This is a genomic window from Rhodococcus sp. M8 (assembly GCF_015654185.1).
Classification (GTDB): Bacteria; Actinomycetota; Actinomycetes; order Mycobacteriales; family Mycobacteriaceae; genus Rhodococcus; species Rhodococcus aetherivorans.
The window spans coordinates 3,857,165-3,879,869 of record NZ_CP064065.1 but is presented as its reverse complement, the minus strand read 5'-3'; the positions used below and the strand labels follow the sequence as shown (position 1 = coordinate 3,879,869).

General features: G+C 70.8%; 21 protein-coding genes and 1 tRNA gene. 14 read left to right on the top strand and 8 right to left on the bottom strand.

Annotation, left to right across the window (positions count from 1 at the left end; all coding sequences use genetic code 11):
* Window positions 1-253: 253 nt before the first annotated feature.
* Window positions 254-805, bottom strand: coding sequence for a TetR/AcrR family transcriptional regulator (locus tag ISO16_RS17570; protein ID WP_072633825.1), 552 nt, complete (start codon window positions 803-805; stop codon window positions 254-256).
* 55 nt (window positions 806-860) lie between these two features.
* On the opposite strand from ISO16_RS17570, the gene ISO16_RS17565 reads away from it, so the two are divergent.
* The 3 genes from ISO16_RS17565 (at window position 861) to ISO16_RS17555 (ending at window position 4,338) form a co-directional block, all read left to right on the top strand.
* Window positions 861-1,892, top strand: a complete 1,032-nt coding sequence (locus ISO16_RS17565; RefSeq protein WP_072633824.1) for an FAD-dependent monooxygenase — start codon at window positions 861-863, stop codon at window positions 1,890-1,892.
* A 146-nt stretch (window positions 1,893-2,038) separates the two neighbouring features.
* Window positions 2,039-3,685: an acetolactate synthase gene (locus tag ISO16_RS17560; protein WP_072633823.1), complete on the top strand. Its 1,647-nt coding sequence runs from the start codon at window positions 2,039-2,041 to the stop codon at window positions 3,683-3,685.
* A 320-nt stretch (window positions 3,686-4,005) separates the two neighbouring features.
* Window positions 4,006-4,338: a hypothetical protein gene (locus ISO16_RS17555; protein ID WP_029546827.1), complete on the top strand. Its 333-nt coding sequence runs from the start codon at window positions 4,006-4,008 to the stop codon at window positions 4,336-4,338.
* 211 nt (window positions 4,339-4,549) lie between these two features.
* Here the strand turns inward: ISO16_RS17555 and ISO16_RS17550 are convergent, their stop codons facing one another.
* Together ISO16_RS17550 and ISO16_RS17545 are read right to left on the bottom strand one after the other, a co-directional pair.
* The gene (locus ISO16_RS17550) at window positions 4,550-5,293 is read right to left on the bottom strand and encodes a methyltransferase domain-containing protein (protein WP_083662356.1); all 744 of its coding nucleotides are present in this window, start codon (window positions 5,291-5,293) and stop codon (window positions 4,550-4,552) included.
* A gap of 283 nt (window positions 5,294-5,576) precedes the next feature.
* Window positions 5,577-5,662, bottom strand: a tRNA-Leu gene (locus ISO16_RS17545).
* A gap of 138 nt (window positions 5,663-5,800) precedes the next feature.
* Between ISO16_RS17545 and ISO16_RS17540 the strand changes: the two genes are divergently transcribed.
* The 7 genes from ISO16_RS17540 (at window position 5,801) to pknB (ending at window position 15,603) form a co-directional block, all read left to right on the top strand.
* On the top strand, window positions 5,801-7,162 hold the full coding sequence (locus ISO16_RS17540; protein ID WP_072633822.1) for an FhaA domain-containing protein: 1,362 nt from the start codon (window positions 5,801-5,803) through the stop codon (window positions 7,160-7,162).
* Between the two features lie 160 nt (window positions 7,163-7,322).
* Window positions 7,323-7,787, top strand: a complete 465-nt coding sequence (locus ISO16_RS17535) for an FHA domain-containing protein FhaB/FipA (RefSeq protein ID WP_006942182.1) — start codon at window positions 7,323-7,325, stop codon at window positions 7,785-7,787.
* Entirely contained in the window at window positions 7,784-9,235 is a 1,452-nt protein-coding gene (locus tag ISO16_RS17530; RefSeq protein WP_029546826.1) for a PP2C family protein-serine/threonine phosphatase, read from the top strand. The genes ISO16_RS17535 and ISO16_RS17530 overlap by 4 nt, the downstream gene beginning before the upstream one ends.
* On the top strand, window positions 9,235-10,686 hold the full coding sequence (locus ISO16_RS17525; RefSeq protein ID WP_072633877.1) for an FtsW/RodA/SpoVE family cell cycle protein: 1,452 nt from the start codon (window positions 9,235-9,237) through the stop codon (window positions 10,684-10,686). The genes ISO16_RS17530 and ISO16_RS17525 overlap by 1 nt, the downstream gene beginning before the upstream one ends.
* Complete coding sequence (locus tag ISO16_RS17520; protein WP_050034268.1) at window positions 10,683-12,167, top strand: peptidoglycan D,D-transpeptidase FtsI family protein; 1,485 nt, start codon at window positions 10,683-10,685, stop codon at window positions 12,165-12,167. Before ISO16_RS17525 ends, ISO16_RS17520 begins: the two co-directional genes overlap by 4 nt.
* 2 nt (window positions 12,168-12,169) lie before the next feature.
* Window positions 12,170-13,693 (top strand): serine/threonine-protein kinase, encoded by a 1,524-nt coding sequence (locus ISO16_RS17515; RefSeq protein ID WP_044476249.1) that lies wholly within the window; start codon window positions 12,170-12,172, stop codon window positions 13,691-13,693.
* Entirely contained in the window at window positions 13,690-15,603 is a 1,914-nt protein-coding gene (gene pknB / locus ISO16_RS17510) for a Stk1 family PASTA domain-containing Ser/Thr kinase (RefSeq protein WP_072633821.1), read from the top strand. The genes ISO16_RS17515 and pknB overlap by 4 nt, the downstream gene beginning before the upstream one ends.
* Before the next feature lie 35 nt (window positions 15,604-15,638).
* On the opposite strand, the gene ISO16_RS17505 is transcribed toward pknB, so the two are convergent.
* Complete coding sequence (locus tag ISO16_RS17505; RefSeq protein ID WP_006942196.1) at window positions 15,639-16,301, bottom strand: aminodeoxychorismate/anthranilate synthase component II; 663 nt, start codon at window positions 16,299-16,301, stop codon at window positions 15,639-15,641.
* Window positions 16,302-16,321: 20 nt separating this feature from the next.
* The gene (locus ISO16_RS17500; RefSeq protein ID WP_043799077.1) at window positions 16,322-17,047 is read right to left on the bottom strand and encodes a DUF881 domain-containing protein; all 726 of its coding nucleotides are present in this window, start codon (window positions 17,045-17,047) and stop codon (window positions 16,322-16,324) included.
* Window positions 17,048-17,161: 114 nt separating this feature from the next.
* Between ISO16_RS17500 and crgA the strand changes: the two genes are divergently transcribed.
* Window positions 17,162-17,425 carry a cell division protein CrgA gene (crgA, locus tag ISO16_RS17495; protein ID WP_006942200.1) on the top strand — a complete coding sequence of 88 codons (264 nt, stop codon included), beginning with the start codon at window positions 17,162-17,164 and terminating at the stop codon, window positions 17,423-17,425.
* A 45-nt stretch (window positions 17,426-17,470) separates the two neighbouring features.
* Entirely contained in the window at window positions 17,471-17,941 is a 471-nt protein-coding gene (locus ISO16_RS17490) for a PH domain-containing protein (protein ID WP_037201274.1), read from the top strand.
* Here ISO16_RS17490 and ISO16_RS17485 read toward each other — a convergent pair.
* Together ISO16_RS17485 and ISO16_RS17480 are read right to left on the bottom strand one after the other, a co-directional pair.
* Entirely contained in the window at window positions 17,926-18,852 is a 927-nt protein-coding gene (locus ISO16_RS17485; RefSeq protein WP_072633820.1) for a rhomboid family intramembrane serine protease, read from the bottom strand. The two genes, ISO16_RS17490 and ISO16_RS17485, sit on opposite strands and share 16 nt — an antisense overlap.
* A gap of 19 nt (window positions 18,853-18,871) precedes the next feature.
* A complete protein-coding gene (locus tag ISO16_RS17480) occupies window positions 18,872-19,399 on the bottom strand; it encodes a peptidylprolyl isomerase (protein ID WP_006942206.1) in 528 nt (175 codons plus the stop codon).
* 89 nt (window positions 19,400-19,488) lie between these two features.
* On the opposite strand from ISO16_RS17480, the gene ISO16_RS17475 reads away from it, so the two are divergent.
* Window positions 19,489-20,331: an alginate biosynthesis protein AlgP gene (locus tag ISO16_RS17475; RefSeq protein WP_230304377.1), complete on the top strand. Its 843-nt coding sequence runs from the start codon at window positions 19,489-19,491 to the stop codon at window positions 20,329-20,331.
* 13 nt (window positions 20,332-20,344) lie between these two features.
* Here the strand turns inward: ISO16_RS17475 and ISO16_RS17470 are convergent, their stop codons facing one another.
* On the bottom strand, window positions 20,345-20,512 hold the full coding sequence (locus ISO16_RS17470) for a hypothetical protein (RefSeq protein WP_164528058.1): 168 nt from the start codon (window positions 20,510-20,512) through the stop codon (window positions 20,345-20,347).
* 241 nt (window positions 20,513-20,753) lie between these two features.
* Between ISO16_RS17470 and ISO16_RS17465 the strand changes: the two genes are divergently transcribed.
* Complete coding sequence (locus ISO16_RS17465) at window positions 20,754-22,697, top strand: acyl-CoA dehydrogenase family protein (protein ID WP_072633817.1); 1,944 nt, start codon at window positions 20,754-20,756, stop codon at window positions 22,695-22,697.
* Window positions 22,698-22,705: the final 8 nt, after the last annotated feature.

Here is a 22,705-nt window from a genome sequence, read left to right as displayed (position 1 = left end):
CAAGTACCGACACGTGGTGGATCGGCACCGATCACCGTTCAGTATCCGCCCTTCCGCGACGATGCGGGTGCCAATTTTCGGCAGCTCGGGCCGGACCTCCCGGTCGGCTTGGACGTCGTGTGTCCACCGTGTTGCGTACAACGATATGTCAGCCGCCGGGGGACGACGCAACCAAGGCTATCCTATCCATCCCTAACGAGCCGGTGACCGCCCGTTAACACGCGGTTGACGCACGACCGGGCGGCGCGCCTCGTCACCGCAGCGCGCGCACCATCCGGCGGAGGTCGTCGCGCGGGTCGAGATCCACATCGTCCGAGGTCAAACGGTGCAGGATCATCCCGTCGAGGTGGTCGGTGAGCACGCGCGCCCCGGCGACGGGATCCGAGGATCCGAGGGCGGTGAGCACCGCCAGGCCCATGCTCCGCAGTTCGTCGCGGCGGCGCTGCACGGACCGTCGCAGCGACGGCGAGGCGGTGGCCTCGACGAACAGCGCGAACCGGGCGCGGGTACGTACGGCATCGGGGCCTGTCGCGAACATCACGTACCCGGCGAGCATGTCGACGAGCTCCTCCTCGGTGCGCGGGAGGTTTCCGCCGCCGAGGACGGCGACGTCGGCCCGGTCGCGCTCGACGAGGCGGTCGAGGACGCCCCCGAGCAGGGCCCGGCGGGTGCGGAAGTAGTTCGACGTGGAACCGGCCGGCACGCCGGCGGCCGCGTCCACCCCGCGATGAGTGAGCCCGCGCAACCCTTCCCGGCCGAGCAGGTCGATCGCGGCGTCGAGCACCGCTGCGCGCTTGTCGGTCACATCTCGACACTACAACAGTAGTGACATGACACTACATCCGTAGTACTTTGACTTCATGACCAGGAACAACGGCGGCAAGGCAGCGATCCTCGGCGGGGGCATCGGCGGGCTCACCGCAGCGAATGCACTGATCCGGCAGGGCTGGCACGTCGACGTGTTCGAGCGCTCCCCCGCGCTGCCGCCCACCGGGACGGCCCTGGGAATGTGGCCGGCCGCGCTCGACGCACTCGCCTCGGCAGGGCTCGGCGGCGGCGTCGAGCGGCTCGGCGTCGTACTGGACCGCGGTGCGATCCTGCGGCCCGACGGCCGCGAGCTCGCACGGTTTCGCACCCGGCGTCCCGCCGTACTGCTCTCCCGGCCGGCCCTGCTGGGCCTGCTCGCCGCGGGCCTGCCCGACGAGGCGGTACGGCTCGGCCGGCCCGCTCCGCCGCTGACCGAGCTCGCCGGCTACGACGTCGTGATCGGCGCGGACGGCCTGGGCAGTCCGACCCGTGACGCCCTCTTCGGCCCGGACCACCGGCCCGTCCACGCCGGCATCGCGGCGTGGCGCGGCTGGGTGGACGGCACCGTGGACACCGCGACCGAGACGTGGGGGGCGGGTGCGCTGTTCGGCATCACGCCCCGCGAGGGCGGCCTGATCAACTGGTTCGCCGCCGTCCGCGCGCCGGCCGGCACCACCGGCGGCGTCGACGACCTCGTCGCCCGGTTCGGCGACTGGCATCCGGCCGTGCGCGACGTGCTGAACCGCCTGGATCCGGCGACGGTCCTCCACCACGAGATCTACCAGTCCCCGCCGCTGCCGTCGTACGTGCGCGGCAACGTCGCACTGCTCGGCGACGCCGCCCATGCCATGACCCCCAACCTCGGCCGCGGTGCCTGCGAGGCGATCGTCGACGCGGCCACCCTCGCGGATCTGCTCGCCCGGTTCGACGTGCGCGACGCGCTCGGCCGGTACGACCGGGCCCGGCGACGCGCCACCCGGCTTCTCGTGCGGGCGTCGTACGCGGCGAGCCGGGTGACCACCGCCGAGCACTGGACGGGCCTGCGCGACGCCGTGGTCGGCCTCGCGACCCGGCGAGGGGCGTGACGCATCCATCTGTGCGTCTTTCCAGCTGTACTGCAACAACTTTCGATGGGAAGTCGGCCTCCGCCCCGGACCCCCGGCCCGGCGACCACGCTCGTGTTCCCCCGAACCCGCCCCACGGCAGTGCCCGCGGCCGTACCCTTCGCGCCATGAGCCCGGACCTCGAGGGGCACGGCGGCGATCACGCCGCGGCGGTGGCCCGCGCCCACGGCGTCGAGACGATGTTCACCCTCTCCGGCGCGCACGTGTTCCCGCTGTACGACGCCGCGGTCAAGGGTGAAGCACGCATGCGGCTGATCGACGTGCGCCACGAGCAGACCGCGGTGTTCGCCGCCGAGGCCACCGGCAAGCTCCTGCGGCATCCCGGGCTGGCCGTGCTCACTGCCGGGCCGGGCGTGACGAACGGCGTCAGTGCCGTCACCCAGGCATACTTCGCGGGGTCGCCGCTGGTGGTGCTCGGCGGCCGCGCGCCCAACGCCCGCTGGGGCACGGGCAGCCTGCAGGAACTCGACCAGCCGCCGCTGCTGTCTACCGTCACGAAGCTGTCCGAGACGGCGGCGACCGTGGATCGCGTCGGCCCGCTGGTCGACGAGGCGTTCACGACGGCCCGCACGTCGCACCGGGGGCCGGCGTTCGTGGACGTGCCGATGGACGAACTGTTCGGCCGTGCCACCCTGCCGCGTCCGTCGCCGCCGGCCGCGGTCCGGCTCGAGCCCGACTCCGAGTCGCTGGCGGAGATCGCCGCCCTGCTCGCCGGGGCACGGCGGCCGCTGCTGGTGCTGGGTACCGACGTGTGGGCCGATCACGCCGAGGAGGCGGCACTGCGGTTCGTCGACGAGGCCGGCATCCCGGTGATCACCAACGGCATGGGCCGCGGGGTGGTCCCGGGTGGCCATCCCCTGCTCGTCACCAAGGCCCGCGGCACCGCGGTGGGGACCTGCGACCTGGCGATCGTCGTGGGCACCCCACTGGACTTCCGCCTCGGCTACGGCCGGTTCGGTGGGCGCGACGGCGCGCCCGCGGCCCGGGTGGTGCACGTGGCCGACTCCCCCGGTCAGGTGTCGGCGCACGCCGAACTCGCCGGCTCGGTGTCCGGCGACCTCACGGCGTGCCTCGACGGCATCCTGTCGGCGCTGTCGTCGCGCCCGGACACGGACGTCTGGGTGACCGGACTGCGCGACGAAGTAACTGCCACCGCGGCGCGCGACGCCGCCCTGCTGGCCGCCGAGGCCGATCCGATCCACCCGGCCCGGATCTACGGCGAACTGCTGCCGCGGCTGGCCGAAGACGCCGTGGTCATCGGCGACGGCGGTGACTTCGTGTCGTTCGCGGGCAAGTTCGTCGAGCCGAAGCGGCCCGGGCAGTGGCTCGATCCGGGGCCGTACGGCTGTCTCGGCGCCGGGCTCGGCGCGGCGGTCGCGGCGCGGGTGGCGCGGCCGTCGAGTCAGGTGGTGCTGCTGCTCGGCGACGGTGCTGCCGGTCTGTCGCTGATGGATATCGACACCCTCGTGCGGCACGAGCTGCCCGTGGTGATCGTGGTGGGCAACAACTCGGCGTGGGGACTCGAGAAGGGACCGATGCAGCTGCTGTACGGGTACGACGTGGCAGCCGACCTGGCGCCGGGCACGCGGTACGACCTGGTCGCGACCGCTCTCGGGGCGGGCGGTGAGCTGGTGACGGATCCGCGGGAGCTCGGTCCGGCGCTGGACCGGGCCTTCGCGTCCGGGGTGCCGTATCTGGTGAACGTGCTGACGGACGTCACGGCGGCGTATCCGCGGGGCACCACAGGAATCTGAGAGCGGCCGGATCACCTAGCACGCGAACGTAAAAACCCCATAAATAACAACTGACCGCAGCGATTAAATCAGCTGCGGTCAGCGGTATCGAAAGGGTAACAGGGGGTGGTTAGGGTACGGAAACAAAAGTTCCGTGAAGTGAGTCACATCAGGTTTGGCCCTGTTCAGCCCCGGGAACCGTCCCCGGACGCGGATGCGCGGAGATGTCCGTCACAGGGCAACTGATTGAACACTCAACCATCTGGGCAAACGTCCCGAGTCGGGCAAAACAGTCCGTGCATCCTGCATGCAGGACGCGGGTACGTGCCAGACTGCTCGCCATGAGCACGACCCGCACGGCAACCCGCACGACCGCCCGGCCCGCGCGAGGGGGCGCGACGAACCTCGTCGACCTCGCGGCGGCCGGCGACGAGCACACCGTCGCCGACGCCCATCAGGGCCAGGTGTTCCTCGGCATCCTCCACCGCGAGAACGACAGCGTCGCCGCGGCACTCACGACCGCCGAGACCTGCGCGCGGATCGAACGCGGCAGCGGCTCTGTCGCCGCCGCACAGCGATACGAGGCGGAGGCCCGGCGGCTGCGCGAGACCCAGCGGGAACTGCACTGCATGATCGCGAACCTGCGGACGCGCTTCGCCGGCTCCGGCTCCTGAGCGGGCGCGCCGAGCGACCGGACAACGACTCGGGCCCCCGATCCGTATGGATCGGGGGCCCGAGGTGATGGTGTGCGGTTCGCAATACCTGGTCGGCAGCACTTTCTGCAGAGGCGTTCCAGAGCTTTTCCCTGAGTTCTCCGGAGCATTACCCGTCCTGCTCGGCGAGGGCCACCCTTGCGGACTTCCTGACCCGAGACGCGAGTCCGTATCAGGCCGAACCTGCAGCTTCCGGATCATGCGAGGTGATGTGGCGGCACACCAGCATGTGGTGAGCGCCCCTTTGGAACCGGTAGTCGACCTCGACGACTTCACCGGCGATGTCGTGGTTCCGAAGGTCGGTGAGCAGCTCGTCCACGCGGGGATAGCGAACCGAGGAACCCGAGACCACGAGCGGAAAGACCCGCAGTTCACCGCGGGCGACACGCATCAGTTCCCGGATCGCGTCGAGGTGGAAGGTGTGATCGAGGCGGTCGGAATAGCTGAACAGCAGGTGCGAGCTGAGCACGAGATCGAAAGCGGCATCGGGGAACGGCAAGGACGGCAACCGCCCGGCAACGTAGCGGCGCGGATGCCGGCGGATATCTGCGGCGAATTCCTCGACTGCCTGCCGACGCACGCGTGCATGCTCGTCGGGATCGGCGAAGAACGTCCAGTCGTAATGTTCGGCGTGGGCTCGGATGTACCGGTTCCCACGATCGGTTTCAGCTACCGCAACGACGGCGAGTTGTTCGGTCTCGCGGTCGAAATAGGCCATATCGCATGCGGTCACGTCACCGCCGAGGCGGTTCACTGCGCTGGTGAACCCCGCGGCGCCGCCCGGACAGTCCAGGATTGTGCGGGACAGGTCCTCGTCGGTGAGATTGAACATCGACCGGTACTCGTCCAGTGAACGGGAGCTGATCAGCATCTCGCCGATACCTGTCGTGGGTGCGGTATCGATGTCGTGGGTCACGGGGTGGTTCCTCTCGGATCGAGGCCACCTCACCCGCCGACCGGTATCACCGTCGTACAGGAAAGTGAGCGTCACCGACCGCGGAGAAGGCGGCCGGACAACACAGTCGACAAGGCCGCTAGAAGTACGGCCACCAGGGCTGTGTCAGGGTCATCACCGCTCTATGACAACACGGCCGAAGACCGAATCCGAATCGGACCGCCCGTCCGATCGATCAACGAAACGAGGCCACGACCTCTTTCGAGTTCGTGACCTCGTCCGTCGCAGTTCGTGGAACTGCTCATGGTGGGCGAAGGGGGACTTGAACCCCCACGTCCCGAAGGACACTGGCACCTGAAGCCAGCGCGTCTGCCATTCCGCCACTCGCCCGAGCGACTGGAGAACAGTAACACACCCTCCCGCCGAACAACGATTCGCCTGCACAGAGGCCCTTTGCCGACGCTGCACCGGCCCGCCGGGGCAGCGCCGCCCCCTCCACCGGGCCGGATCGGACGAAAAGTCGATACCATGCAGAAGCGAGCTCTGCATTGCGACACGCAGACCGGAAAGGGGGTCGCCGTGGGTATCGCGCAGCGATTCGAGCGCAAGCTGCAGGCTGCCGTCAGCGACGTGTTCGCGCGCGTCTTCGGTGGCGGTGTAGTTCCGCAGGAAGTGGAGGCCGCGCTCCAGCGCGAGGCCACCGACGGCGTCCAGCAGCTCGACCGGGGCCACATGCTGGCTCCCAACCGGTACGTGATCACGATCAGCGAATCCGATCACGAAGCCCTCGCCGCGGATCGGGACTTGACGGTGAAGGCGTTCGCGCGTCACCTTGAGGACTTCATCCGCGAGCAGGGGTGGCAGACCTACGGTCAGATCCAGGTCGCATTCGAGTCGTCGGCGGCACTGCACACCGGGCAGTTCCGCACGCACGGGTCGGTCGACCCCGACGTCGGGCGCTCACCGGTGCGCGCCCCGGCCTCGCGGACACCGCACAACCGTTCAACCGTGACCCCCGACCCAGGAGTTGGCTCGATGACGCAGAATCCAGGCTACGACCCAAGCCGTGACCCCGCCGAGAGCGCCGAACCGCAGTACGCGCGGAACGGTCACGCGCACGTAGGCCAGGATCAGCGCTACCAGCAGGGCCAGCGGAACGGCGGGGCGTATCCCGCCGCGCAGGCGCCCTACGGCGGCGAGCAGCAGGGCGGTTACGACGCCGGCGGCTACGACCAGCAGGACTACGGCCGGGCCGGCGGCCACGAGGACCGGGGCTACGGCGAGGAGCGGGGCTACGGCGGCCACTCCGGACAGGCGTACAGCCAGGACTACGGGCGCGACTACTCCCCGCAGTACCCGTCGCAGCAGGCCTACGGCGACGACCGCTACCAGGGCGGGTACGCCCAGCCCGGCGGCTACGACCAGGGCTACGCCGACCAGGCTTACGGCCAGCAGGGCTACGCCGGACAGGGTTACCCCGACCAGGGCTACGCGGAGCAGGGTTACGGCCAGCAGGGCTACCCCGACCAGGGGTACGCGGATCAGGGCTATGCGGATCAGGGCTACGGCGCCGGCGCGTACCAGCCCCCGCAGGCCGGCCGGGTGCTGACCGCGACGCTCCAGCTCGAGGACGGCAGCGGGCGCTACTACCAGCTCCGGGAGGGCAGCAACATCGTCGGACGCGGGCAGGACGCCCAGTTCCGGCTGCCGGACACCGGTGTCTCCCGGCGCCACATCGACATTCGCTGGGACGGGCAGGTGGCCATGCTCTCGGATCTCGGTTCCACCAACGGCACCACCGTCAACGGCGCGCCCGTGCAGGACTGGCAGCTCGCCGACGGCGACGTGATCCGGGCGGGACACTCGGAGATCCTGGTGCGCATTCTCTGAACGCCGGGGACCGAGACCCGATCGGAACCGGCACGAGACCCATCCGACGCGTCGGCAACGCGCCGGACGATGCGTCTCGTCGCCCGGGGTCCGTATTGTGGGTGACCGCAGCGCACCGGACGACACCGCACCGGGCCGATACGCAGAAGGAGGGCGAGCCGTGCAGGGGCTGATTCTGCAGCTGACCCGGGCGGGGTTCCTGCTCCTGCTGTGGTTGTTCATCTGGGCGATCCTGCGCACGCTGCGGTCGGACATCTACGCCGGTGCCGCGCGTCCGGTCCCGCGTTACTCGCCGCGCAACCAGTCGGTGCTGCCCTCGCTGGGCCGCGGCAAGTCCGCGAAGTTCCTGGTGGTGACCCAGGGCGCGCTTGCGGGCACCCGCATCACGCTCGGCACCCAACCCGTCCTGATCGGCCGGGCCGACGACTCGACCCTCGTCCTCACCGACGACTACGCCTCCACCCGGCACGCCCGCCTGTCGCCGCGCGGGTCGGACTGGTACGTCGAGGACCTGGGCTCGACCAACGGCACGTACCTGGACCGTGCCAAGGTCACCACCGCCGTCCGCGTACCCCTGGGCACACCTGTCCGGGTCGGGAAGACCGTGATCGAGCTCCGCCCGTGACCCTCGTACTGCGTTACGCCGCCCGCAGCGACCGCGGCTTGGTTCGTTCCAACAACGAAGATTCCGTGTACGCGGGGGCCCGCCTGCTCGCCCTCGCCGACGGAATGGGGGGCCACGCCGCCGGCGAGGTCGCCTCGCAGCTGATGATCGCGGCGCTCGCCCACCTCGACGACGACGAACCCGGCGGGGACCTGCTCGGCAAGCTCGCCGCCGCCGTGCGCGAGGGCAACGCCGCCATCGCCGATCAGGTCGAGGAGGAACCCGAACTCGACGGCATGGGCACCACGCTCACCGCCATCCTCTTCGCCGGCAGCAAGCTCGGCCTCGCCCACATCGGCGATTCGCGCGCCTACCTGCTGCGCGACGGCCAGCTCACCCAGATCACCCGCGACGACACCTTCGTGCAGTCCCTCGTCGACGAGGGCCGCATCACGCCCGAGCAGGCGCACAGCCACCCGCAGCGATCGCTGATCATGCGCGCCCTCACCGGCAGCGAGGTCGAACCGACCCTCACCGTGCGCGAGGCGCGCGCCGGCGACCGCTACCTCATCTGCTCCGACGGCCTGTCCGACGTCGTCAGCGACGAGACCATCGCCAACACCCTGAGCGAGGGCACGCAGGACGAGTGCGCCGACCGGCTCATCGAACTCGCGCTGCGCAGCGGCGGCCCCGACAACGTCACCGTCGTCGTCGCCGACGTCATCGACCTCGACTACGGCCAGAGCCACCCGATCGTCGCCGGCGCCGCGTCCGGGGACGACGAGGACACCCCGCCGCCCAACACCGCCGCGGGCCGCGCCGCCGCGATGCGTCCGCCGCGGGCCACGCCCAAGCGCGTCGTCGTGCAGAACGAGCCCGAGCCCAAGCGCAAGCGCAGCCGGATGTGGTGGCCGCTCGTCGCGGTCGTGGTGCTCGGACTGCTCGTCGCCGGGGCAGCCGTGGGCCGCACGATGATCCGCAGCTACTACTACGTCGGCGACGACGACGGCCGCGTCACGGTGCTGCGCGGCGTACCCGGCAACATCCTCGGCTACTCGCTGCAGGAGCAGTCCCTCGTCGGCTGCCTCGCCGACGACGGAACCTTGACCCTGACCTCCCCGCAGGAGGCCGACTGCCGCGTCATGCTGGTCGACGACCTGCAGCCGACCGCCCGCGAGCAGGTGCGGGCGGGCCTGCCCTCCGGATCCCTCGACGACGCGCGCACCCAGATGAACCGTCTCGCCGAGAACGACCTGCTCCCGGTGTGCGTCGAGGAACAGCCGGCGCCCGCACCGGCTCCGGCTCCGGCGCCCGAACCGGCGCCCGCACCGGCCCCGACGACCCCGCCGGCAGCTCCCGCGTCGGAGCCCGCACCCGCCGCGGCACCGGCCCCCGCACCGACCCCGACACCCGAGCCGACGCCGGCGGTTCCGCAGGTGCCGGGCCAGAACTGCCGGGTGGGCGCCTGATGTCGGTGTCCCACGCACCCGGAGCTTCCTTCCCCAGTCCTCCCGGAGGTTTCGCCCCGGCTCCCGCCGTGTCCACCCGGCGGGGCACGGAGCTGCTGCTCATCGTCGCCGCCATCGCGATCACCACGGTGTCGCTGATGCTGGTCGAGGCGAGCCAGGAACAGACCGTGACCCTGGATCTGGCCAAGTACGGGCTGACGTATGCGGTGCTGTTCCTCGCCGCGCACCTGGCGGTGCGCCGGTTCGCGCCGTACGCCGACCCGCTGCTGCTGCCGATCGTCGCGCTGCTCAACGGCCTCGGACTGGTCCTGATCCACCGGCTCGACCTCGCCGACGAGGAGAACGCGCTCTACCTCGGGCAGCCGATCCCCTCCCCCGACGCCAACCAGCAGGTGCTGTGGACGGCGCTCGCCGTCGCCGGCTTCGTCGCGGTGCTCGCGCTGCTTCACGACTACCGGCTCCTCGCCCGGTTCAGCTACACGCTGGGCCTGATCGGCCTCGTCGCCCTCGCGGTCCCGGCCCTGCTGCCGTCCCGCTTCTCCGAGGTCAACGGCGCCAAGATCTGGATCCGGCTGCCCGGGTTCAGCATCCAGCCCGGCGAGTTCGCCAAGATCCTGCTCATCATCTTCTTCGCCTCCGTGCTGGTGGCCAAGCGCGACCTGTTCACCACCGCCGGCAAACACGTGCTCGGCATGGACTTCCCCCGCGCCCGCGACCTGGGCCCGATCCTGGCCGCGTGGATCCTCTCGATCGGCGTCATGGTGTTCGAGAAGGACCTCGGCACGTCGCTGCTGCTGTTCAGCACGGTGCTGGTGATGCTGTACATCGCGACCGAGCGGGTGGGCTGGCTGCTCATCGGCGGTGCCCTGCTCGTCGTCGGCTTCTACTTCGCCTACCAGATGTTCGGGCACGTGCGGGTGCGGGTGGAGACGTGGCTCGACCCGCTGGCCGACTACAACAACACCGGCTACCAGATCTCGCAATCGCTGTTCGGTCTCGCCACCGGCGGCGTCGCCGGCACCGGGCTCGGCAGCGGACGTCCCGCGCAGGTGCCGTTCGCCAAGACCGACTTCATCGTCGCCGCGATCGGTGAGGAACTCGGGCTCATCGGCCTCAGCGCCATCCTCCTCCTGTTCCTGATCCTGATCATGCGGGGAATGCGCACCGCGATCGCCGTCCGCGACAGCTTCGGCAAGCTGCTGGCCGCCGGCCTGTCGTTCACCATCGCGATCCAGTTGTTCGTCGTCGTCGGCGGCGTCACCAAGCTGATCCCCCTCACCGGGCTCACCACGCCGTTCATGTCCTACGGCGGCTCGTCGCTGCTGGCGAACTACCTCCTGCTGGCACTGCTGGTGAAGATCTCCAACGCGGCCCGCGAACCCGCCGCCCCACGCAAGAAGGCACCGCCACCGATCGCGGACGCGCCGACGGAAATGCTGGGGCGCGGATGAACGCACCGCTCCGCAAGGTCGCGATGGCGGTGATGTTCATGGTCGTCGCGCTGCTCGCAAACGCCACCTACGTGCAGGTCATCAAGGCCGACGACCTGCGCACCGACCCGCGCAACTCCCGGGTGCTCATCGACGAGTACTCCCGCCAGCGCGGCCAGATCTCCGCGAGCGGACAGGTCCTGGCGGTGTCGGTCCCCACCGACAGCCGCTACAAGTACCTGCGCACCTACCCGGCCGCGCCCGAGCAGCCGATGAGCCCGCTCGCGTATGCACCCGTGACCGGGTTCTACTCGATGCAATACGGCAGCACCGGGCTCGAGCGCACCGAGGACGAGGTCCTCAACGGCTCCGACAACCGGCTGTTCGGCCGGCGCTTCTTCGATCTGGTCTCCGGGCGGGACCCGCGCGGCGGGAACGTGGTCACCACCGTCGACCCGGTCATGCAGCAGGTGGCCTACGACGAGCTCACGTCCAAGGGCTACACCGGCTCGGTCGTGGCCATCGAGCCGAGCACCGGCCGCATCCTGGCGATGGTGAGCACCCCGAGCTACGACCCCAACAGGCTCTCGGGTCACGACGGCGCCGCCACCTCGCAGGCGTGGGAGGAACTCAACGCCGACCCCGACAAGCCCATGCTCAACCGCGCCATCTCGCAGACCTACCCGCCCGGCTCGACGTTCAAGGTCGTGGTGACCGCCGCGGCCCTCGCCGCGGGCACCACCCCCGACGACCAGTTCACCGCCGCGCCGAACATCACCCTCCCCGACACCGCGACCACGCTGGAGAACTACGGTGGCGCGACGTGCGGCGGCGGCCCCACCGCCACCCTGCGCGAGGCCTTCGCCCGCTCCTGCAACACCGCCTTCGTCGAGATGGGCCTGAAGACCGGCAAGGACGCCCTCGCCGAGCAGGCCGAGGCGCTGGGCGTCGGCGAGTCCGTGGACATCCCCGTCCCCGTCGCGGCGAGCACGATCGGGCCGATCCCCGACGGCGCCGCGCTCGGCCAGTCCAGCATCGGTCAGCGTGACGTCGCACTCACCCCGCTGCAGAACGCCGTGATTGCCGCCACAGTCGCCAACGGCGGCGTCCGGATGCAGCCGCATCTGGTGTCGCAGTTGCAGTCGCCGGACCTGTCGGTGCTGGCGGAGACCACGCCGGTGTCGGCGGGACAGGCGATGTCACCGCAGGTCGCGGCCACCCTGACCGACCTGATGATCGGATCCGAGAACTTCTCCGGCGGCGAGGGGAAGATCCCGGGGGTCCAGATCGCGTCGAAGACCGGTACCGCCGAGCACGGCGACGACCCCCGTAACACTCCCCCGCACACGTGGTATATCGCCTTTGCGCCCGCCCAGCAGCCGACAGTTGCCGTGGCGGTCATCGTGGAGGACGGCGGCGACCGCGCACTCGCCGCCACGGGAGGCTCGGTTGCCGCGCCGATCGGACGTGCCGTGATCGCGGCGGGAATGCAGAGAGGCTGATTATGGCTTTGCACAGCGGCGCCATGATCGCCGACCGATACCGGCTGCAACGGCTCATCGCCACCGGCGGCATGGGACAGGTGTGGGAGGGGCTCGACACCCGTCTCGACCGCCGGGTGGCGGTGAAGGTCCTCAAGGCCGAGCTCTCCGGCGACGCGGACTTCCTGACCCGTTTCCGGTTCGAGGCGCGCACCACCGCGCAGCTCAACCACCCCGGCATCGCCGGCGTGTTCGACTACGGCGAGACCACCGACGCCGAGGGCCAGTCCATCGCGTACCTCGTGATGGAACTCGTGCACGGCGAGCCCCTCAACGCCGTCCTCGCCCGGGTGGGCCGGCTGTCGCTGCCGCACACCCTGGACATGCTCGAGCAGACCGGACGGGCGCTGCAGGCTGCCCACGACGCCGGGGTCGTGCACCGCGACGTCAAACCCGGCAACATCCTCATCACCCCCACCGGCCAGGTGAAGATCACCGACTTCGGCATCGCCAAGGCCGTCGACGCGTCGCCGGTGACGCGCACCGGCATGGTCATGGGCACCGCTCAGTACATCGCGCCCGAGCAGGCTCTCGGCCAGGAGGCGACGTCGGCGAGCGACGTGTACTCGCTCGGCGTCGTCGGGTACGAGGCCCTCGCCGGCCGGCGACCGTTCCTCGGCGACAGCGTCGTCACCGTCGCGATGAAGCACGTGCAGGAGACGCCCGCGCCGCTGCCCACCGACCTGCCGGCGGGGGTGCGTGAACTCATCGAGATCGCCATGACGAAGGATCCGGCGTACCGGTACACCAGCGGCGGCGAGTTCGCCGACGCCGTCTCCGCGGTGCGCGCCGGGCGGCCGGTGCCACCGCCGGGCAACGTGCCGCCGGTCACCGGTGCCACGCGGATCCTGCCGCCCGGGGTGCCGGGCACCACCGCGCCCACCGCCGCGACCCGCGCGCTCGGTCCGACCCCCCCTCCGCCGTCGCGGCCGTACTACGCCCCGACGTACGCGAACGGCGGCGACCAGCCGCCCACCGGACCCACCCCGTCCGGCGACAAGCGCTCCCCCAGCCCGAAGACCCTCGCCTGGGCGGCCGGGGCGGCGGTGGCCCTGGCGCTCGTCGCGTTGGCGCTGGTGCTGCTGGGCGGCGACAATTCGGGTGACGCGGGCCCCGCGCGGTCCACGACGACCACGCAGGCCCCGACGACCACCACCCGCGCGACGACGACCACGCGGCCGCCGCGGACCACCACCACGACGGAGGAACCGACCACCACGGCTCCTCCCACCACGACGCAGGCGCCCACCACGACCCCCGAGCCGACGACGACCACCCCGCCGCCGCCGACGACGACGGAGGCGCCGACGACCACCGCGCCGCCGACCACGACGACGGCCACGACGACCACAGCCGCCACCACGACGACGGCCGAGACGACCACCACCACGGTCTCGTTGCCGGATGGCGGCGACGGTGGTCTCGAACCCGGAGCCATAGACAACCCGTTCACCCCGATCGAGCCAGTCACCCGAGGACAGTCATGACCACACCCCGCAAGCTCTCTTCCCGCTACGAGTTGGGTGAGATCCTCGGCTTCGGTGGCATGTCGGAGGTGCACCTGGCCCGGGATCTGCGGCTCGACCGCGACGTGGCGATCAAGGTGCTGCGCGCCGACCTCGCCCGCGACCCCACGTTCTATCTCCGGTTCCGCCGCGAAGCCCAGAACGCGGCCGCGCTGAACCATCCGGCGATCGTCGCCGTGTACGACACCGGCGAGGCGGAGACCGAGGCCGGCCCGCTGCCGTACATCGTCATGGAGTACGTCGAGGGCGATACGCTGCGCGACATCGTGCGCTCCCAAGGGCCGATGACCCCGAAGCGGGCCATGGAGGTCGTGGCCGACGTGTGCGCCGCCCTGGACTTCAGCCACCGCAACATGATCGTCCACCGCGACGTCAAGCCCGCGAACGTCATGATCACCCGTTCCGGCGCGGTCAAGGTGATGGACTTCGGCATCGCCCGGGCCATCTCCGACGCCGCGAGCCCGATGACGCAGACGGCCGCGGTGATCGGCACCGCCCAGTACCTGTCGCCGGAGCAGGCCCGCGGCGAGCAGGTCGACGCCCGCTCCGACGTGTACTCGGTGGGCTGTGTGCTGTTCGAGATCCTCACCGGCAAGCCGCCGTTCCAGGGCGACTCCCCGGTGGCCGTCGCGTACCAGCATGTCCGGGAGGATCCGCCGCTGCCCTCGTCGGTGAACTCCGCCGTCCCGCCGGAGCTGGACTCGGTGATCCTCAAGGCGATGGCGAAGAACCCCGCCAACCGCTACCAGAGCGCCGCCGAGATGCGCAGCGACCTGATCCGCGTGCTCAGCGGCCAGAAGCCCAGCGCGCCGATGGTGATGACCGACGAGGACCGCACCACCATCCTCGGGGCCGTCGACGGCGCCGGGACACCGCGCAACGGCACGGACCGCGGGGCCGCCGGAGTCGTCGCGGGTGGGACCGCGGCCGCGCCGCAACGTTCCCGGGCACTGCGCAACACGCTGCTGGGCCTGGCCGCGGTCGTGATCGTCGGCATCGTCGGCGTGTTCCTGTGGACCTCGGGCCCCGGCTCGAGCGCCGCGCAGATCCCCGTCCCCGACGTGCGCAACCTCGCCGCGGAGATCGCGGAGAGCAGGCTGCAGGATGCCGGGTTCGAGGTGTCGGTGCAGATGAAGCCCGACGCGGTGGTCGCCAGCGGCAACGTCGTCAACACCCGGCCGGTCGCCGGGGTCCAGGCCGAGGAGGGCAGCACCGTCACCCTCGAGGTCTCGAGCGGGCCCGAACAGGTGCAGATCCCGCGGCTCGCGGGCATGAACCAGCAGGAGGCGCTGCAGACCCTGACCGAGGCCGGGCTGCGGCTCGATCCGAATGTGGCGCGGGCGCCGTCGTCGGCGGCCGAACGCGACACCGTCGTCGACCAGAGTCCCGCCGCGGGAGCGGACGCCGACCGCGACAGCGCGGTGAGCGTGACGCTCGGCAGCGGCCCCGAGCAGATCCGCGTGCCCAACGTCGTGGGCCAGGCCACCGAGGTGGCGCGCGACAACATCGAGGCCGCGGGCTTCACCGTCGTGGTCGACGAGATCGACTCCAGCCAGCCGGCCGGGACGGTCGTGTCGAGCAGCCCGGCGGGCGGAACCAGCGCCACGAAAGGCGACACGGTCACCATCCAGGTGTCCAACGGGAACCGCATCGAGATGCCGGCGTTGACGAACAGGACGGTGTCCGAGGCGCTGACAGCGCTGCGGGCGGCCGGCTGGACGGGTTCGCCGGCGCAACTCGTGCAGAACCGTGAGGCCACCCTCGACCCGGAGCTCGTGGGCAAGGTCATCGCCCAGCAGCAGCCCCCGGGGTCGGAGATCTCCAACTCGGAGACCATCACCGTGGGCGTGGGCGTGCTGGGTATCCGCTGAGCTGCGCTCGGATATCGGTCCGCGGAGCGGACGGCTCAGGCGGCGCCGCCCGCGAGCGCCTTCGCCATCTCCGCCTCCAGCCGGGCCACCAGCTGCTCGTCCGGCGCCTCGCCGCACACGGCCAGCCAGTTCGCCAGCATCCGGTGACCGCCCTGGGTGAGGACCGACTCGGGGTGGAACTGGACGCCGTGGATCGGCAGCTCGCGATGCCGCAGGGCCATGACGATGCCGCTCTCGGTGTATCCGGTCGGCACGAGCTCGTCGGGCATCGTCTGCGGCAGCACCGTGAGCGAGTGGTAGCGCGTCGCGGTGAACGGATCCGGCAGGCCGGCCAGCACACCGGTGCCGTCGTGCCACACCGAGCTGGTCTTGCCGTGCAGCAGCTCCGGGGCACGGTCGACCGTCGCGCCGAAGGCGGCACCGATCGCCTGATGGCCCAGGCAGACGCCGAGCAGCGGTGTGCTCGCGGCGGCGCAGGCACGCACGAGGTCCATGCTGGCGCCGGCCCGCTGCGGGGTGCCCGGACCGGGGCTGAGGAGGATCCCATCGAACTCGGCCGCGATCCGGTCCGCGGCGCCGGGGCCGGTGAGCCGCTCGTCGTCGTTGCGCCACACCTCGGCGCGGGTACCGAGCTGCCCCAGGTACTGCACGAGATTGAAGACGAAGCTGTCGTAGTTGTCGACGACGAGGATGCGCATGCGGAAAGGGTACCGACCCGTCAGCGCAGCGTCGTTCCGCCCGTGTAGGCGGGTACCGACAGGGCATCCGACGCCTGCTGCGTGTAGCCCAGCCCGTAGCGGGCCGCGTACTGCCTGTACACGCGGATGCCCGGCTCGGCGGCCAGCGCCGCCTCGAGCCGGGCGGGGTCGCCCAGCGCGGTGATCACGTACGGCGGGGAGTAGGTGCGGCCGTGCAGCAGCAGGGTGTTGCCGATGCAGCGCGGCGCCGACGTCGCGACGATCCGCTGATCCTGCATGGCGATCGCCTCCGCCCCGCCGGCCCACATCGCGTTGAGCACGCTCTGCACGTCCTGCTGGTGCACCACGAGATCGTCGGGCGACGCGTCCGCCGGATACCGGCCGTCGGCGCCGCGCGGGGCATCGGTGAGGCTGACGGTGACGCCCGGGCCACGCCGTGCGGTCAGCCCGGCGGGGTCCTCGAGGGCGGCGGTGTCGGCGAGCACCGCGGCGACGTCGTCGTCGGTGGCCGCGGCCTGCGCCTGCAGCTCGGCGACGCGTCCCGCGAGGTCGTCGCGGGTGGCGGCGAGCTCGTCGGCCTTGGCCTGCGCCGCCCGCACGAGATCGGACAGCCGCGCGGAGTCGCTCACGCGCAGTTCCGCGCCGTCGGAGACCCCGCGGGTGGTGCCGAGCAGCAACCCGGCGAGCAGGCACACGGCCAGCGCGGCGGCAGTCCACCCGAGCGCGCGGGCCCGGCCGTCCGACACGTGGACCCTCCGTTCCGGATTCTGCGTTAGCGTGTACTCACACTGGCAGTACACATCAGGTAGCTGCCCAACCTACCTGTCCGCCCCGCGCGGTACCGCACGAACGAGGACGTCATGCCCAAGTCGAAGGTCCGGAAGAAGACCGACTACACGATCAACCCGGTGAGCCGAACCCCCGTGAAGGTGAAGGCGGGCCCGTCGAGCACCTGGTACGTCGCGCTGATGCTCGGCTTCATGCTCGTCGGCCTGGCCTGGCTGGTGGTGTACTACCTCGCGGCCGAGCAGATCTCGTGGATGAACGACCTCGGTGCGTACAACTTCCTCATCGGCTTCGGGTTCATGATCGTCGGCCTGATCATGACCATGAGATGGCGGTGAGGTTACAGGGATGTAGTTCATCCCCACCTGTGGACAAACCTGTGGATGAACTGGGGAAAGCTCCCCGTGGCGACTGAATCGCTCCGCTGGTCCACACCCCCGCTCGCGATCGCCGCGCTCACGGCGGGCGGCATCGTGCTCGCCGTCGCCGCGGCGACGACGGCCGATGCCGCCGGTCGCACGCTCGTCGGGCTCGCGGCCGTGGTGGCGTTCGCGGTCGCGGCCCTCGCGGTCCGTCAGCGTCCGCGGCTCGAGGTGCTTCCGGACGGCGCCGGGCTGGCCGTCACCCGTCTGTCGGGACGACGCGAGCTGCCCCGCGCGGCCCTGATGCGGGTGCGGATCGTCGCGTATCCGCGGCTCGGCCGTCGCGTGCCGATGCTGGAGATCGACGTGCGCGATCCCCGCGGCGACGAGCAGCTGCTGATCTTCGGGCGCTGGGACCTGGGCACCGACCCCCGCACGGTGTACGACGCGCTCGCGGTGCGGGGGCTGGCGCCGGATCAGACGCCGAGCTGAGCCCGCAGCCGCAGGACCGCCAGCACGAGGACCAGCACGGTGACCCCCGTGACGGCTGCCAGCGCGAGCCAGCCCGTCCGGACGAAGCGGGCACGGTCGTCGCCCGCGCCCAGCGCCCGCGGCGCGAACAACAGCGCCGCCGTCGCCGCCGCACCCGCGGCCAGGCCGCCGAGGTGTCCCCACAGGGAGATGCCCGGGATGGTGATGCTGATGACGACGTTGAGGACGACGATCATCAGCACCGGCGCGGGGCTGCGCCGCAGCCGCATCAGGATCACCGCCTGCGCGCCCAGCAGGCCGAACACGGCGCCGGAGGCACCGGCGGTCACGGCGTCGGTCTGGAGCAGCATCACCGCGGCGGATCCGCCGAGGATGGACACCAGGTATACGGCCAGGTACCGGAGCCGGCCGAGGACGAGTTCGGTGTCACGCCCGATCACGTACAGCGCGAACATGTTGACCGCGAGGTGCAGCACACCGAAGTGCAGGAACCCGCTGCCGAGCACGCGGATGTACTCGTCGCGCACCGCGATCATCGGCGGCCACAGCGCCCACTCGAAGAACAGGCTCGACGAGCGCTCGTTGTTCATCACGCTGCCGGACTGGGCGGCGGTGATCGCGAAGATCGCGGTGTTCAGCGCGATCAGGATGTAGGTCACGAGGGGCGTGTTCGTCTGCGCCCGCATGGGCGCCCCCGCGACGGTGCGGGCCTGCGGGACATCGCGCTGGGCGGCCGCGACGCAGTCGACGCACTGCTGACCCACCGCGGCGAGCCGCAGGCAGTCGGGGCAGGCCGGTCGCCCGCATCGGCTGCACGAGAGCAGGGTCGGGCGATCGGGATGCCGGACGCACCGCGGCTGGGGCGGGTGGCCGCCCCCGCCGGCCGCGTGGCCCCAGCCGGGGTTCGTCATATCGGTCTCTTCCGGAGATTCAGGAGATGGTGATGCTCTCGATGACGACGGGCTCGACCGGGCGGTCCGCGCGGTCCGTCGCCGTCGTGGCGATCGCGTCGACGACCTTCTTCGACGCCTCGTCGGCGACCTCACCGAAGATGGTGTGGCGTCGGTTCAGGTGGGGGGTCGGCCCGACGGTGATGAAGAACTGCGAACCGTTGGTGCCCGGGCCGGCGTTGGCCATGGCCAGCAGGTAGCTGCGGTCGAACTGCAGCTCGGGGTGGAACTCGTCGGCGAACTGGTAGCCCGGGCCGCCACGACCGGTGCCGGTCGGGTCGCCGCCCTGGATCATGAAGCCGTCGATGACGCGGTGGAAAACCGCACCGTCGTAGAACGGGCCACTGGTCTCCCCCTTGGCGTTCTGAGTCTTGTACTCCTTGGTGCCGTTCGCGAGGCCGACGAAGTTCTCGACCGTCTTCGGAGCGTGGTTGCCGAAGAGCGAGATCACGATGTCGCCGCGGTTGGTGTGCAGAGTCGCGGTTGCGGTCTTTTGAGGTGAAGTCACCCCTCCATCGTGCCATCCGGGTCTGCGACACCGGGGCGGTCCGTCTCGCGAACCCCGGCCGCGGGGGTCCGCTGTGCAAAAGTGGGTACATGACGAGTGTGAGCGAGTCCAGAACCAAGATCGGGTCCGGCGGCGGCAGCGAACTCGTGCGCCCCCCGAAGAAGTCCGAGGGCGCCGGTGGCTACCTGAAGCTCGCAGGGCAGGGCGCTACGGCCCTCGCGCGGGGGCCGCTCTTCACCGGCCTGCTGGTCGCCCGCAAGGGTCTCGACCTCGCCCGGAACATGGCCGGAAGCCGAGAGTGCCGCCGCGCGCGAGCCGCGGCGACGATCGAGGCAGCACCCCGCGGGCGGGGCCGCAGGATCCTGGTGACGGTCGGCGCGCTCGGCGTCGTCGCCGCCGGCGGAGTGGTGTTCTACCGCAGCCGTCTCGGGGATCATCCGCCTGTCGCGCCGGAGCCGCCGCGGATCGAGCCGGTCACCCCCGAGCCCGGGCCCGTCGCGACACCGGAGGCTGCCACACCGAAGCCGGAGGCTGCCACACCGAAGCCGGAGGCTGCCGCACCGAAGCCGGAGGCTGGCGCACCCGAGGCGAAGCCCGGGCCGGCCGCGACGCCCGAGGCCGTGGTCCCGAAGCCCGAATCGGCCGCGCCGGGGAAGGCCGCACCTCGGGCCGAGGGCGGGACGGCTGCCCCCGCGGTGCCCGCGCCGACGCCGAAGGCGACCCCGACGGCAGCCGCGACGCCGAAGGCCGAGCCCACCACCGTCCCGAAGGGGACGGCCGAGGCGCCCCCGGCCGGAAAGCACGCGGCCAAGGAGGAAACGGCTCCGAAGCCGGCCGCCGAGCCGAAGAGCGAGGCCGCCGGCAGCAAGGGAACCGCGGCGAAGCCGAAGCCGTCGGCCGGTCCCGCGGGGGGCCCGAAGAAGCAGGACTGAGTTCCGCCCGGGGTCACGGGACGGAATCGGATCCGGGGCAGGTCGCGTCGATCGCGGCCTGCCCTTCCTTCTGCAGTTGTCGTTCGGTGACGCGCACTTCCAGGTCGACGATCCGGCCGGCCACGACATAGATCAGGACGGTCAGCAGCAGCACAACGGGTACGGACGCGAGGAATTCCATGTCGGCCTCCAGCGGTGGTCCGCGCGAGCGGGAAGGTGGAGGTGCTCGGGTACGTCGTCGATGACATGTCCAGCCTACGGACGCGGGTGGGGGCTCTGTCGCGCCGGCAGCCCCGTCGGACCGTGATCCGCCCCACCCCGCGCCGTCGGTTACTCATGGGTACCGATCCGCCGAATCGCGTGATGTGCATCACAGAACAGGTGGATACTCGCCGGTAGCAGTCCTATCGGGGAGGCATCACATGGCACAACAGGTACACGCCAGCGAGGAACAGTCGCGCGCGCTCGCAGAGGAGTCCCGCGAGACCACCTGGCACAAGCCGTCGTTCGCAAAGGAGTTGTTTCTCGGACGTCTGACCCTCGACCTCATCCATCCGTTCCCGCGGCCCACCCCCGACGAGGAGGCCCGTACCGAAGGGTTCCTGGCAGAGCTTCGCCGCTTCTGCGAGGGTGTGGACGGCAGCCGCATCGAGCGCGAGGCCCGGATCCCCGACGAATACGTCGCCGGATTGGTCGAGCTCGGCTGCTTCGGCATGAAGATCTCCCAGGAGTACGGCGGCCTGGGACTGTCGCAGGTGGCCTACAACCGCGCGCTGATGCTCGTGGCCAGCGCCCACCCGAGCCTGGGCGTCCTGTTGTCGGCGCATCAGTCCATCGGAGTGCCCGAACCCTTGAAGCTGGCCGGGACACCCGAACAGAAGCGCGCTTTCCTCCCGCGGTGTGCGCGGGGGGCGATCTCGGCCTTCCTGCTGACCGAACCCGACGTGGGTTCCGATCCCGCCCGTCTCGCCTCGACGGCGGTGCCGGTGGAGAACGGCGACGCGTACGAACTCGACGGCTTGAAGCTGTGGACCACCAACGGAGTGGTCGCCGAACTGCTGGTGGTGATGGCGCGGGTGCCGCGCAGCGAGGGCCACCGCGGTGGCATCTCGGCGTTCGTCGTCGAGGCGAACACCCCGGGCATCACCGTCGAACGCCGCAACTCGTTCCTGGGTCTGAAGGGGATCGAGAACGGCCTCACCCGGCTGTACAAGGTGCGGGTGCCGAAGGAGAACCTCATCGGCCGCGAGGGCGACGGCCTGAAGATCGCCCTGACCACCCTCAACGCCGGCCGGCTCGCGATCCCGTCGATGTGCGCCGGTGCCGGCAAGTGGGCGCTCAAGATCGCCCGGGAATGGTCCGGCACCCGCGTCCAGTGGGGTCGGCCGGTGGGCCGGCACGATGCGATCGCCGGCAAGATCGGATACATCGCCGCCACCACGTTCGCCCTCGAGGCCGTGGTGGAACTGACCGGCCAGATGTGCGACGAGGACCGCAACGACATCCGCATCGAGGCGGCCCTGGCCAAGCTGTGGTCCAGCGAGGTGGCCTGCGAGATCGCCGACGAGTTGATGCAGATCCGAGGGGGACGCGGCTACGAGACGGCGGCGTCGCTCGCGGCCCGGGGTGAGCGGATGGTGCCCGCCGAGCAGCTCCTGCGGGACCTGCGGATCAACCGGATCTTCGAGGGCTCGAGCGAGATCATGCGGCTCTTCGTCGCCCGCGAAGCCGTCGACGCCCACCTGCGGGTGGCTGGTGAGCTGGCGGATCCGAAAGCCACTCTGGACACGAAGGCCCGGGCCGCCGCCAAGGCGAGCGGCTTCTACGCCAAGTGGCTGCCCCAGTTGGTGGCGGGCAGGGGCCAGCTACCCACCTCGTACGGCGAATTCGGTCCCCTGGCACACCATCTGCGCTACGTGGAGCGGTGTTCACGCAAGCTCGCTCGGTCCACGTTCTACGGCATGGCCCGGTGGCAGGGCGGTCTGGAGAAGCGGCAGAATTTCCTGGGGCGGCTCGTCGATATCGGCGCGGAGCTGTTCGCCATGTCGGCGAGTTGCGTGCGGGCGCAGATGTACCACACCGACGGCCACCCCGATACGGACGCGGCCTACGAACTCGCCGACGTCTTCTGCCTCCAGGCGAAGCTCCGCGTGGACTCGCTGTTCGCCGCGTTGTGGACGCACACCGACGATGCCGACCGGCAGCTCACGGCCGACGTCCTCGACGGACGCTACACCTGGCTGGAGAAGGGCGTGATCGATCCCAGCGAGGGTACGGGCCCGTGGATCGCCGAATGGTCGCCCGGGCCGTCGGTGGAGCAGAACCTCGCCCGCAGATTCCTCGGCGCCGACCATCCGGTGGTGTGAACGGGCCG